Below are 12,732 nucleotides of genomic sequence, written 5' to 3'. Positions count from 1 at the left end.
AAAATGCTCGGGGATAAAGACCGCATCTTCACCAATATCTACGGCCTGTTCGACAAGTCGCTGGCCGGCGCGATGGCGCGCGGCGCCTGGGACAACACGCCCGGCATCGTTGCCAAGGGGCGCGAGTGGATCGTCAACGAGATGAAGGCGTCGGGCCTGCGCGGTCGCGGCGGCGCAGGCTTCCCGACCGGGCTCAAATGGTCGTTCATGCCCAAGCAGAGCGACGGCCGGCCGAGCTATCTGGTCATCAATGCCGACGAATCCGAGCCCGGCACTTGCAAGGACCGCGACATCCTGCGCAACGACCCGCACACGCTGGTCGAGGGCGCGCTGCTTGCCGGTTTCGCCATGGGCGCGATTGCCGCCTACATCTATGTGCGCGGCGAGTTCATCCGCGAGCGCGAGGCGCTGCAGCGCGCGATCGAGGAAGCCTACGAGGCCAAACTGATCGGCAAGAACAACACGTCCGGTTACGATTTCGACATCTACATGCACCACGGCGCCGGCGCCTATATCTGCGGCGAGGAGACAGCGCTCCTCGAAAGCCTGGAAGGCAAGAAGGGCCAGCCCCGGCTGAAGCCGCCATTCCCGGCCAATGTCGGTCTCTATGGCTGCCCGACCACGGTCAACAATGTCGAATCGATCGCGGTTGCGCCGACCATCCTGCGCCGCGGTGCGGCCTGGTTCTCGTCCTTCGGCCGGCCCAACAATGTCGGCACCAAGCTGTTTTGCATCTCCGGCCACGTCAACAATCCGTGCACGGTCGAGGAGGCGATGTCGATCCCGTTCCGCGAGCTCATCGAGACGCATTGCGGCGGCATTCGCGGCGGCTGGGACAATCTTTTGGCGGTCATACCGGGCGGCGCCTCGGTGCCGCTGGTGCCTGCCGAGCAGATCATCGACGCGCCGATGGATTTCGACGCCTTGCGCGACCTCAAATCCGGCCTTGGGACCGCGGCTGTCATCGTCATGGACAAGTCGACCGATGTCGTGAAGGCGATTGCGCGGCTTTCCTACTTCTACAAGCACGAGAGCTGCGGCCAGTGCACGCCATGCCGCGAAGGCACCGGCTGGATGTGGCGGGTGATGGAACGGCTGGTGCGCGGCGAGGCGCAGAAGCGCGAGATCGATATGCTGCTCGACGTCACCAAGCAGATCGAAGGGCATACGATCTGCGCGCTGGGCGACGCGGCGGCATGGCCGATCCAGGGCCTGATGCGGCATTTCCGCGGCGAGGTGGAGCGGCGCATCGACGAGTTTTCGCGCAATGCGCACCGGGCGGAGCCTGTGATGGTGGCGGCGGAATAGAATAACGTTTTATGCGGATGAAAGTCCGCAGCGAAGGGCGGGGCGAACGAAGAAACGACCAGGAGAACTCTATGGCGCCGTATTCGAACCCGCTGATGCCCAATTTGGACCAGATCGAGAAGATGAACCAGGACTTGACCAGGATGATGCCGAAGGAGATGGCCAGCGCCGTCAACCTTTTCGTGCATCCCGTGGCGGGTGCGGCGGCGATGTCGGCGCTTGGCCTCGGGCTCGCCAACCACGCTTTCGGCGTCTGGCTGGGCGCGCTTTCGGGAGCGACTGAGGCCTCGCAACGGCTGCTGCAGCCGATCGTCGATGATTTCGAGGCGCGCGTCGCGCAGTTCGACGATCCGAACTCTTCCTCCACCAAGGCGCGGGCGACGGCGAAAACCATGATCGCCGAGGCGCAGTCCTTCGCCAGGGAGGTCACCGATATTGCCGCCAAGGAAGCCGCCACTGCCGTGCCGGCCGCGAATGCCGCTCCGGCTGCGGGCGGCGCCGGCGATGCGCTGATGCCCGAGGATTTCAGGCAGCCCAACGCCATGGAGAAGCCGGCCAAACCGGCGGATCTCAAGGCCATCTCGGGCATCGGGCCGAAGCTGGAAAAGGTTCTCAACGGCCTCGGCATCTGGACGTATGCCCAGATCGCGGCATGGACGCCGCAAGAGGTTGCCTGGGTCGAGGACTATCTGTCGCTCGGCGGCCGCATCGGCCGCGACGATTGGACAGCCCAAGCGGCGGCGCTCGCCGTCAAGAAGTGAATGAAGTGCCCGACGTGGTCTCGACCGCGTCCGGAAAAAGAGATTGCGGGAACTCCGCAGGGGTTTGAGGCGAATGGCAAAGCTCAAGGTCGACGGGAAAGAGATCACTGTACCCGACCACTACACGCTGCTGCAGGCGGCTGAAGACGCTGGCGCGGAAGTGCCGCGCTTCTGCTTCCATGAGCGGCTGTCGATCGCCGGCAATTGCCGCATGTGCCTGATCGAGGTGAAGGGCGGGCCGCCCAAGCCCCAGGCCTCCTGCGCCATGAACGTGCGCGATCTGCGTCCCGGGCCGAATGGCGAGGCGCCGGAAATCTTCACCAACACGCCGATGGTCAAGAAGGCCAGGGAAGGCGTGATGGAGTTCCTGCTGATCAACCATCCGCTGGATTGCCCGATCTGCGATCAGGGCGGCGAATGCGACCTGCAGGACCAGGCGATGGCGTTCGGCGTCGATTCCTCGCGCTATCACGAGAACAAGCGCGCGGTCGAAGACAAATACATCGGACCGTTGGTGAAGACGGTGATGAACCGCTGCATCCACTGCACGCGCTGCGTCCGCTTCACCACCGAAGTCGCCGGCATTTCCGAACTGGGCCTGATCGGCCGTGGTGAGGATGCCGAGATCACCACCTATCTCGAACAGGCGATGACGTCGGAGCTGCAGGGCAATGTCATCGACCTTTGCCCGGTCGGCGCGCTGACCTCGAAGCCATTCGCCTTCCAGGCGCGGCCGTGGGAGCTGACCAAGACCGAATCCATCGACGTGATGGATGCGGTCGGCTCGGCGATCCGCGTCGATAGCCGGGGCCGCGAAGTGATGCGGATCCTGCCGCGCGTCAACGAGGCGGTGAACGAGGAGTGGATCTCCGACAAGACCCGCTTCATCTGGGACGGCCTGCGCACGCAGCGTCTCGACCGCCCCTATGTGCGCAAGGACGGCAGGCTGGTTGCCACCAGCTGGGCCGAGGCCTTCGCCGCGATCAAGGACGCGGTGTCGAAGACGGCGCCCGAAAAGATCGGCGCTATCGCGGGCGATCTCGCCGCCGTCGAGGAAACCTATGCGCTCAAGCTGCTGATGGCTTCGCTCGGCTCGAAGAATACGGATTGCCGCCAGGATGGCGCCGCACTCGACCCGGCGCTCGGCCGTGCGAGCTACATCTTCAACCCGACCATCGAAGGCATCGAGCAGGCCGATGCGGTGCTGATCATCGGCGCCAACCCGCGCTATGAAGCCTCGGTGCTCAACGCCCGTATCCGCAAGCGCTGGCGGACCGGCAATCTGCCGGTTGGCGTCATCGGCGATGTCGGCGACACACGCTACGACTACGAACAGCTGGGCGCCGGACCGGATTCGCTGAAGGATTTGGCTGACGGCAATGGCAAGTTCTTCCAGGTGCTGAAGAAGGCGACGCATCCGCTGATCATCGTCGGCCAGGGCGCGCTGGCGCGCGCCGATGGCGCGGCCGTGCTCGGTCAGGCGGCCAAGCTCGCCGCCGCCGTCAACGCTGCCCGCGCGGATTGGAACGGCTTTGCCGTGCTGCACAATGCGGCCGGGCGCGTCGGCGGTCTCGATCTCGGCTTCGTGCCGGGCGAGGGCGGCAGAAACGTTGCCGGCATGCTGGGCGAAATGGAGCTCCTGTTCCTGCTCGGCGCCGACGAGATCGACATGGCCAAGACCGGCGGCGCCTTCGTCGTCTATATCGGCACGCATGGCGATCAGGGCGCGCACCGCGCCAATGTCATCCTGCCGGCGGCCGCCTACACGGAAAAGTCGGCCACCTATGTCAACACCGAAGGGCGTGTGCAGCAGACCAACCGCGCCGGCTTCGCGCCGGGCGAGGCTCGCGAGGACTGGGCGATCCTGCGGGCACTGTCGGATGTGCTGGGCAAGAAACTGCCGTTCGATTCGCTGCCGCAACTGCGCGCCAAGCTCTATGGCGAATACCCGCATCTGGCCCGTATCGACCAGGTCGCGGCCGGCAATGCCGAGGACATCGCTGGGGTGGCGAAGCTCGGCGGGCGGCTGAACAAGGGCACCTTTACGTCGCCGGTGACGGATTTCTACCTGACCAACCCGATCGCGCGGGCATCGGCCGTGATGGCGGAATGCTCGGCACTGGCCAAGAGCGGCTTCAAGCAGGCGGCGGAATAAGCATGGACACTTTCTTCTCCTTCTACGTGCTGCCGGCGCTGATCATTCTGCTGAAATCGGTCGTGCTGATCGTTATCCTGCTGATTTTCGTCGCCTATATCCTCTATGCCGACCGCAAGATCTGGGCGGCGGTGCAACTGCGCCGTGGCCCGAACGTCGTCGGCCCCTGGGGCACGCTGCAAGCCTTCGCCGATCTGCTGAAATTCGTCTTCAAGGAGCCGGTCATCCCGTCCGGCGCCAACAAGGGCGTGTTCCTGCTGGCGCCGCTGGTCTCGGCCGTGCTGGCGATCTCGGCCTGGGCGGTCATCCCGGTCAATCAGGGCTGGGCGATCGCCAACGTCAATGTCGGCATCCTCTATGTCTTCGCCATCTCCTCGCTCGAGGTCTACGGCGTGATCATGGGCGGCTGGGCCTCCAACTCGAAATATCCGTTCCTCGGCGCGCTGCGTTCGGCGGCACAAATGGTGTCCTACGAAGTCTCGATCGGCTTCGTCATCGTCACTGTTCTGCTCACCGCCGGCTCGCTCAACCTGTCCGACATCGTGCTGTCGCAGCATGATGGAATTGGTACGCGGCTTGGCCTGCCCAATACGTTCCTCGACTGGAACTGGCTGGCGCTGTTCCCGATGTTCATCATCTTCTTCATCTCGGCGCTGGCCGAGACGAACCGCCCGCCCTTCGATCTGGTGGAAGCCGAATCGGAACTGGTCGCCGGCCACATGGTCGAATATTCGTCGACGCCGTTCCTGCTGTTCTTCCTCGGCGAGTATGTAGCCATCGTGCTGATGTGCGCGCTGGCCACCATCCTGTTCCTCGGCGGCTGGCTGCCTCCGTTCGACTTCGCGCCGTTCACCTGGGTGCCGGGCGTCATCTGGTTCGTGCTGAAAGTCTGCTTCGTGTTCTTCGGCATCTCCATGGTGAAAGCCTTCGTGCCGCGCTACCGCTACGACCAATTGATGCGGCTTGGCTGGAAAGTGTTCCTGCCGATCTCGCTGTTCATGGTGGTCGCCACCGCGGCCTTCCTCAAGATCACGGGGTTTGCGTGATGTCCGCTCTTTCCCAAGCCGCCAAATCGCTGCTGCTGCAGGATTTCGTCAGCGCTTTCTTCCTGTCGATGCGCCAGTTCTTCGCGCCGAAAGAGACGATCAATTATCCGCACGAGAAGGGGCCGACCAGTCCGCGCTTCCGCGGCGAGCATGCGCTGCGCCGCTATCCCAATGGCGAGGAACGCTGCATCGCCTGCAAATTGTGCGAGGCGATCTGCCCGGCGCAGGCCATCACCATCGAGGCCGGCCCGCGCCGCAATGACGGCACGCGCCGCACGGTTCGCTACGACATCGACATGGTGAAGTGCATTTATTGCGGCTTCTGCCAGGAAGCCTGCCCGGTCGACGCCATCGTCGAGGGGCCGAATTTCGAATTCGCGACGGAGACGCGCGAGGAACTCTACTACGACAAGGACAAGCTGTTGGCGAATGGCGACCGGTGGGAGCGCGAACTGGCGCGCAACATCTCGCTGGACTCGCCCTACCGCTGATATTTGACGCATGGACGGGGCAGGGGCCTCGTCCAGAGGATGATCCCGAAAAGTTGCGGACTTTTTCGGACCAGATCATGCTCCGGAATACAGAGTGGCCCATGTTTCTTTCGATCGGGCCTTTCAACCCGATCGGAACATGGGCTAGGACAACGCGGCTTTGGAACCGGAGGCGGAACCAGGCCAGAGACAACAAACAGGACGAGCGTCCTGTTCGTACAGGAACCCGGGGGATCCCCAATGTTGAGTGGACTAGAGGCGGCCTTTTTCTACCTCTTCGCCTTTGTCGCGGTGGCGTCGGCGTTCATGGTCATTTCGTCGCGCAACCCCGTGCATTCGGTGCTGTTCCTGATCCTGACCTTTTTCAACGCCGCCGGCCTGTTCATGCTGACCGGGGCCGAGTTCCTGGCGATGATCCTGCTCGTCGTCTATGTCGGCGCGGTGATGGTGCTGTTCCTGTTCGTCGTCATGATGCTCGACGTCGATTTCGCCGAGATGAAGGAAGGCGCCCTGCAATATGCGCCGATCGGCGCGCTGGTCGGGCTGATCCTGGCGGCGGAGCTGATCGTCGTTCTCGGCGGCTACACTTTCGCGCCGCAGCTCGCTTCGACGGTCTCCAAGCCCATTCCGGATCTCGCCACGCGGACCAACACCGCCGCGCTCGGCGACATCCTGTATACCGACTACCTCTACTACTTCCAGATTTCGGGCCTCATCCTGCTGGTCGCCATGATTGGCGCCATCGTGCTGACGCTGCGCCATAAGCCAGGCGTCAAGCGGCAGTCGATCGCGGCCCAGGTCGGCCGCACGCCGGCGACCGGCATGGAAATCCGCAAGGTCAAGACAGGCGAGGGACTCTGAGATGGTTGTCGGCATCGCACATTATCTGACCGTATCGGCTGTTCTGTTCACGCTCGGCGTGTTCGGCATCTTCCTGAACCGCAAGAACGTCATCGTCATCCTGATGTCGGTTGAACTGATCCTGCTGGCGGTCAACATCAATTTCGTCGCCTTTTCGGCGGCACTGGGCGATCTGGTCGGCCAGGTGTTCGCGCTGTTCGTGCTGACGGTAGCTGCGGCCGAGGCCGCCATCGGACTTGCCATTCTCGTCGTCTTCTTCCGCAACCGCGGCTCGATCGCGGTCGAAGACGTGAACATGATGAAGGGTTGACGGAACCACCATGTATCAGGCCATCGTCTTCCTTCCCCTGCTCGGCTTCCTGATCGTCGGCCTGTTCGGCACGTCGCTCGGCGCCAAGGCGTCCGAATACATCACCTCCGGTTTCCTGGTGATCGCGGCCGTGCTGTCGTGGGTCGCTTTCTTCACCGTCGGTTTCGGCCATGGCGAGGTGTTCACCGTGCCGGTGCTGCGCTGGATACAGTCGGGCGGACTGGAAGCGTCCTGGGCGCTGCGGATCGACACGCTGACGGTGGTCATGCTGGTGGTGGTCAACACCGTGTCGGCGCTGGTCCACATCTATTCGATCGGCTACATGCACCACGATCCGAACCGGCCGCGCTTCTTCGCCTATCTGTCGCTGTTCACCTTCGCCATGCTGATGCTGGTGACGGCGGACAACCTCGTGCAGATGTTCTTTGGCTGGGAAGGCGTGGGGCTGGCGTCCTACCTGCTGATCGGCTTCTGGTACAAGAAGCCGTCGGCCAATGCCGCGGCAATCAAGGCCTTTGTCGTCAACCGCGTCGGTGACTTCGGCTTCGCGCTCGGCATCTTCGGCGTGTTCGTGCTGTTCGGTTCGGTCAATCTGGGCACCATCTTCGCCAATGCGGCAACGTTCATTCCGGCCGAAGGCGCCCCGCATGGCGCCGCGGTGCTGACCTTCCTCGGCTATGCGCTGGACAAGCAGGCGGCCATGACGATCGTCTGCCTGCTGCTGTTCATGGGCGCCATGGGCAAGTCGGCGCAAGTGCCGCTGCACACCTGGCTGCCGGATGCCATGGAAGGCCCGACACCGGTTTCCGCGCTGATCCATGCCGCCACCATGGTGACGGCCGGCGTGTTCATGCTGGCCCGGTTGTCGCCGCTGTTCGAACTCTCGCATTCGGCGCTGACTGTCGTGACCTTCATCGGTGCCTTCACGGCCTTCTTCGCGGCCACCGTCGGTCTCGTCCAGAACGACATCAAGCGCGTCATCGCCTACTCGACCTGCTCGCAGCTCGGCTACATGTTCGTGGCGCTCGGCGTCGGCGCCTATGGCGCGGCGATCTTCCACCTGTTCACGCATGCCTTCTTCAAGGCGCTGCTGTTCCTCGGCTCGGGCTCGGTCATCCATGCCGTGTCCGACGAGCAGGACATGCGCAAGATGGGCGGCCTCAGGAAACTGATTCCGACCACCTACTGGATGATGGTGATCGGCACGCTGGCGCTGACCGGCGTCGGCATTCCGGTGACGGTCATCGGCACCGCCGGCTTCTTCTCCAAGGACGCCATCATCGAGAGCGCCTTTGCCGGCCACAATTCGGTTGCCGGCATGGCCTTCGTGCTTTTGGTCATCGCCGCCTGCTTCACCTCCTTCTACTCCTGGCGGCTGATCTTCATGACCTTCCACGGCAAGCCGCGGGCGAGCCATGAGGTGATGCACCATGTCCATGAATCGCCGCCGGTGATGCTGGTGCCGCTGTTCATCCTGGCCGCGGGCGCGCTGTTTGCCGGCATCATCTTTCACGGCGCCTTCATCGGCGAGGGCTATGCCGAGTTCTGGAAGGCATCGCTGTTCACACTGCCTGACAATCACATCCTGCACGACATCCACGAATTGCCGCTGTGGGTCGAACTGTCGCCCTTCATCGCCATGCTGATCGGCTTCGCGCTGGCCTGGAAATTCTACATCCGCTCGCCGGAAATGCCGGTCAACCTGGCCGCGCAGCATCGCGGGCTGTACGCCTTCCTGCTCAACAAGTGGTATTTCGACGAGCTCTACGACTTCCTGTTCGTGCGGCCCGCCAAGCGCCTCGGCCATTTCCTGTGGAAGACCGGCGACGGCACCATCATCGACGGCCTCGGCCCGGATGGCATTTCGGCGCGCGTCGTCGATGTCACCGACCGCGTCGTCAAGCTGCAGACCGGCTATCTCTACCACTACGCCTTCGCCATGCTGATCGGCGTTGCCGCACTCGTCACCTGGATGATGCTCTGATGACCGCCTGGCCAATCCTCTCGCTGGTCACCTTCCTGCCGCTGGTTGGTGTGCTGCTTATCCTGTTCATCAATGACGACAGCGAAAATGCCCGCCGCAACATCCGCGCCATCGCGCTGTTGACGACGACTTTCACCTTCATCATCTCGCTGTTCATCTGGACCGGATTCGACAATTCGCAGTCCGGCTTCCAGTTCGTCGAGAAGGTCGCCTGGCTCGACTCCGGCATTTCCTACCATATGGGCGTCGACGGCATCTCGATGCTGTTCGTCATCCTGACGACGTTCCTGATGCCGCTGTGCATCCTGGCGTCGTGGGAATCGATCGAGAAGCGCGTGAAGGCCTACATGATTGCCTTCCTGCTGCTCGAAACGCTGATGATCGGCGTATTCTGCGCGCTGGACATCGTGCTGTTCTACGTCTTCTTCGAAGCCGGCCTGATCCCGATGTTCATCATCATCGGCGTCTGGGGCGGCAAGCGGCGCGTCTACGCCTCGTTCAAGTTCTTCCTCTACACGCTCGCCGGCTCCGTGCTGATGCTGCTCGCCATCATGGCGATGTTCTTCCAGTCCGGCACAACCGACATCCCGACGCTGCTGACCCACAACTTCCCGGCCAACATGCAGACCTGGCTGTGGCTTGCCTTCTTCGCCTCCTTCGCGGTGAAGATGCCAATGTGGCCGGTGCACACCTGGCTGCCCGATGCGCACGTCGAGGCGCCGACGGCGGGCTCCGTCATCCTGGCCGGCATCCTGTTGAAGATGGGCGGGTATGGCTTCCTGCGATTCTCCTTGCCGATGTTCCCGCTGGCGTCGGAAATGTTCGCGCCGCTGGTCTTCGCGCTGTCCGTCGTCGCCATCATCTACACCTCGCTGGTGGCGCTGATGCAGGAAGACATGAAGAAGCTGATCGCCTATTCGTCGGTTGCTCATATGGGCTTCGTCACCATGGGCATCTTCGCCATGAACCAGGAAGGCGTGCAGGGCGCGATTTTCCAGATGCTCAGCCACGGCCTCGTCTCCGGCGCGCTGTTCCTGTGCGTCGGCGTCATCTACGACCGCATGCACACACGTGAGATCGCCGCCTATGGCGGCCTGGTCAACAACATGCCGAAATACGCCACGGTGTTCCTGATCTTCACCATGGCCAATGTCGGCCTGCCCGGTACCAGCGGCTTCGTCGGCGAGTTCCTGACCATGCTGGGCGTGTTCCGGGTCAACACCTGGGTGGCGTTCTTCGCCGCCACCGGCGTCATCCTGTCGGCCGCCTACGCGCTCTGGCTCTACCGCCGGGTGATCTTCGGCGCACTGACCAAGGAGAGCCTGAAGGGCCTGCTCGATCTGTCGCCGCGCGAGAAGGTGATCATCTACCCGCTGGTCGTGCTGGTCATCTTCTTCGGCGTCTATCCCGCCCCGGTCTTCGACGCGACGGCCGAATCGGTCAAGTCGCTCGTCACCAATGTCACTGCATCCATCGGCGCCGCGCAGACCGCGGCGGCGAACTGACCAGAGGTTTTGCGAACCATGACGCCGGACCTTCTCTCCAGCCTGTCGCTCTCGACGCCAGAGCTGATCCTTGCCGTCGGCGCGCTGGCGCTGCTGATGGTCGGAGCCTATTCGCGCGCCAACACGGCCAACACGGTAACCGGCCTTGCGGTTGCCGTTCTGGCGATCGCGGGCGCCTGGCTGATCTTCCGGACCGGGCAGGGCAGCGCTTACGGCAATGCCTTCATCCAGGATTCCTTCGGCCGCTTCATGAAGGTGCTGGCGCTGATCGGTTCGGCGGTGACGCTGGTGATGTCGATGCGCTTCGCCAAGGCTGAACGCTTCGACAAGTTCGAATATCCGGTGCTGATCCTGCTCTGCACGCTCGGCATGATGCTGATGATCTCGGCCAACAGCATGATCGGCCTCTATCTCGGCCTCGAGCTGCAGTCGCTGGCGATCTATGTGCTGTGCGCGATCAATCGCGACAATCTGCGCTCGACCGAAGCAGGCCTCAAATATTTCGTCCTCGGCGCGCTGTCGTCGGGCATGCTGCTCTATGGCATCAGCCTGGTCTACGGCTACACCGGCAACACCGGCTTCCAGGAGATCGCTTCTGCGCTCGGCAGCGGCGAGCGCCAGCTCGGTCTCGTTTTCGGCCTCGTCTTCGTGCTGGCCGGCCTGGCCTTCAAGATCTCGGCGGTGCCGTTCCACATGTGGACGCCAGATGTCTATGAGGGCGCGCCGACACCGGTGACGGCCTTTTTGGCGGCAGCACCGAAGATGGCGGCGATGGCGCTGATGGTGCGCGTCACCATGGGTGCGTTCAAGCCGATCGCCTCCGACTGGCAGCAGATCATCGTCTTCATCTCGATCGCCTCGATGGCGCTTGGTGCTTTCGCCGCCATCGGCCAGACCAACATCAAGCGGCTGATGGCCTATTCCTCGATCGGCCATATGGGCTATGCGCTGGTCGGCCTTGCCGCCAACAGCCAGGCTGGCGTGCGCGGCGTTGCCATCTACATGCTGATCTATCTGGTGATGACGCTCGGCACCTTCGCCTTCATCCTCGCCATGCGGCGCAAGGAAGGCGATGTCGAGCAGATCAGCGAGCTGGCCGGCCTGTCGTCGACCAATCCGATCATGGCGACGATCCTGACCATCCTGATGTTCTCGCTGGCCGGCATCCCGCCGCTCGCCGGCTTCTGGGGGAAATGGTACGTCTTCCTCGCCGCCATCAACGCCAATCTCTATGCGTTGGCGATCATCGGCGTGCTGGCCTCGGTGGTGGGCGCCTATTACTATTTGCGCATCATCAAGATCATGTGGTTCGACGAACCGGTCGGCGGTTTCGTGCCGATGGCGAGCGAATTGCGTGTCGTGCTCGGCGTCTCCGGCGCCTTCGTGCTGTTCTACGTGCTGATCGGCGGGCCGATCGGCACCTATGCCGAAGCCGCCGCCAAGACGTTTTTCTAGTCGGCATGGCATTTCGGCTGGCTCCAACCTCGGCGTCGGATGGGTTCCGGCTCGAGGCGCATGAGAGCGTCGGCTCCACCAATGCGCTGGCACTGGACCACGCAAGGGCAGGCGACCCCGGCAAATTGTGGGTCGTTTCCAAGAAACAGGAAAGTGGGCGTGGCCGGCGCGGCCGCGTCTGGGCGACGCCAGAAGGCAACCTCGCGGCGACGCTACTGGTCATCACCAAGGCAGAGCTTCGCCTTGCCGCGACGCTGGGCTTCGTCGCCGGGCTGGCGCTGGCCGATGCTCTCGATGCCGTGGTGCCGAAGGGCCGGATCGCCATCGGCCTCGACGGTGGCAGCGAAGGGAAAAACCGTTTCGAACTGAAATGGCCGAACGACGTGCTTGCCTCCGGCGCCAAGCTGGCCGGCATCCTGCTGGAATCGGCAATCCTGGAAGGCGGCCGTTTCGCGGTGGCGGTCGGAATCGGCGTCAATGTGGTGGCATACCCCGAGGATTTGCCCTATCCCGCAACATCACTCAGCGCGCTGGGCGCGGCATGCGATGCGGAAACACTTTTCCTGGCGCTGTCGGATGCCTGGAGCGAGAATGCCCGGTTGTGGGACGAGGGGCGCGGACTTGCCGCCGTCAGGCGTCGGTGGCTTGATCGTGCTGCGGGGCTCGGCGGCGAGGTTGCTGTCAGAATTGACGGTAATGTGGTGCGTGGGGTGTTCGAGACCATTGACGAGGACTGCCGTTTCGTGATCCGCGACGATGAAGGTTCGGTTCGGACGATCGCCGCCGGCGATGTGCATTTCGGCGCGGTCGCTTCGGCCAGGGCATAGGGCCGTTCATGAACGGTTCTAACTGTTTG

General features: G+C 63.1%; 11 protein-coding genes. All 11 read left to right on the top strand.

The features are described 5' to 3' along the window. Positions 1-3 precede the first annotated feature (3 nt). The 11 genes from nuoF (at position 4) to EOA19_RS18420 (ending at position 12,703) form a co-directional block, all read left to right on the top strand. Complete coding sequence (gene nuoF, locus EOA19_RS18470) at positions 4-1,308, top strand: NADH-quinone oxidoreductase subunit NuoF (RefSeq protein WP_023812385.1); 1,305 nt, start codon at positions 4-6, stop codon at positions 1,306-1,308. 71 nt (positions 1,309-1,379) lie between these two features. Then, the gene (locus EOA19_RS18465) at positions 1,380-2,069 is read left to right on the top strand and encodes an NADH-ubiquinone dehydrogenase subunit (RefSeq protein ID WP_023812384.1); all 690 of its coding nucleotides are present in this window, start codon (positions 1,380-1,382) and stop codon (positions 2,067-2,069) included. A 73-nt stretch (positions 2,070-2,142) separates the two neighbouring features. Continuing rightward, positions 2,143-4,224, top strand: a complete 2,082-nt coding sequence (gene nuoG / locus EOA19_RS18460; protein ID WP_128304421.1) for an NADH-quinone oxidoreductase subunit NuoG — start codon at positions 2,143-2,145, stop codon at positions 4,222-4,224. Positions 4,225-4,226: 2 nt separating this feature from the next. Next, positions 4,227-5,270 carry an NADH-quinone oxidoreductase subunit NuoH gene (nuoH, locus tag EOA19_RS18455; RefSeq protein WP_023812383.1) on the top strand — a complete coding sequence of 348 codons (1,044 nt, stop codon included), beginning with the start codon at positions 4,227-4,229 and terminating at the stop codon, positions 5,268-5,270. Further along, a complete protein-coding gene (gene nuoI / locus EOA19_RS18450; RefSeq protein WP_023812382.1) occupies positions 5,270-5,761 on the top strand; it encodes an NADH-quinone oxidoreductase subunit NuoI in 492 nt (163 codons plus the stop codon). The genes nuoH and nuoI overlap by 1 nt, the downstream gene beginning before the upstream one ends. A gap of 240 nt (positions 5,762-6,001) precedes the next feature. Then, the gene (locus EOA19_RS18445) at positions 6,002-6,622 is read left to right on the top strand and encodes an NADH-quinone oxidoreductase subunit J (RefSeq protein ID WP_023812381.1); all 621 of its coding nucleotides are present in this window, start codon (positions 6,002-6,004) and stop codon (positions 6,620-6,622) included. 1 nt (position 6,623) lies between these two features. Then, complete coding sequence (gene nuoK / locus EOA19_RS18440) at positions 6,624-6,932, top strand: NADH-quinone oxidoreductase subunit NuoK (RefSeq protein WP_010910101.1); 309 nt, start codon at positions 6,624-6,626, stop codon at positions 6,930-6,932. A gap of 10 nt (positions 6,933-6,942) precedes the next feature. Continuing rightward, positions 6,943-8,916 carry an NADH-quinone oxidoreductase subunit L gene (gene nuoL / locus EOA19_RS18435; RefSeq protein WP_128304420.1) on the top strand — a complete coding sequence of 658 codons (1,974 nt, stop codon included), beginning with the start codon at positions 6,943-6,945 and terminating at the stop codon, positions 8,914-8,916. Next, positions 8,916-10,421: an NADH-quinone oxidoreductase subunit M gene (locus EOA19_RS18430; RefSeq protein ID WP_027034803.1), complete on the top strand. Its 1,506-nt coding sequence runs from the start codon at positions 8,916-8,918 to the stop codon at positions 10,419-10,421. The genes nuoL and EOA19_RS18430 overlap by 1 nt, the downstream gene beginning before the upstream one ends. Positions 10,422-10,439: 18 nt before the next feature. Continuing rightward, positions 10,440-11,876, top strand: a complete 1,437-nt coding sequence (nuoN, locus tag EOA19_RS18425) for an NADH-quinone oxidoreductase subunit NuoN (protein ID WP_128304419.1) — start codon at positions 10,440-10,442, stop codon at positions 11,874-11,876. 5 nt (positions 11,877-11,881) lie between these two features. After that, positions 11,882-12,703, top strand: coding sequence for a biotin--[acetyl-CoA-carboxylase] ligase (locus EOA19_RS18420; protein ID WP_023812378.1), 822 nt, complete (start codon positions 11,882-11,884; stop codon positions 12,701-12,703). Positions 12,704-12,732: the final 29 nt, after the last annotated feature.

This window comes from Mesorhizobium sp. M7A.F.Ca.US.010.02.1.1, assembly GCF_004023085.1.
Lineage (GTDB): Bacteria > Pseudomonadota > Alphaproteobacteria > Rhizobiales > Rhizobiaceae > Mesorhizobium.
The sequence above is the reverse complement of the archived record's forward strand: the minus strand, read 5'-3'. Positions and strand labels throughout refer to the sequence as shown.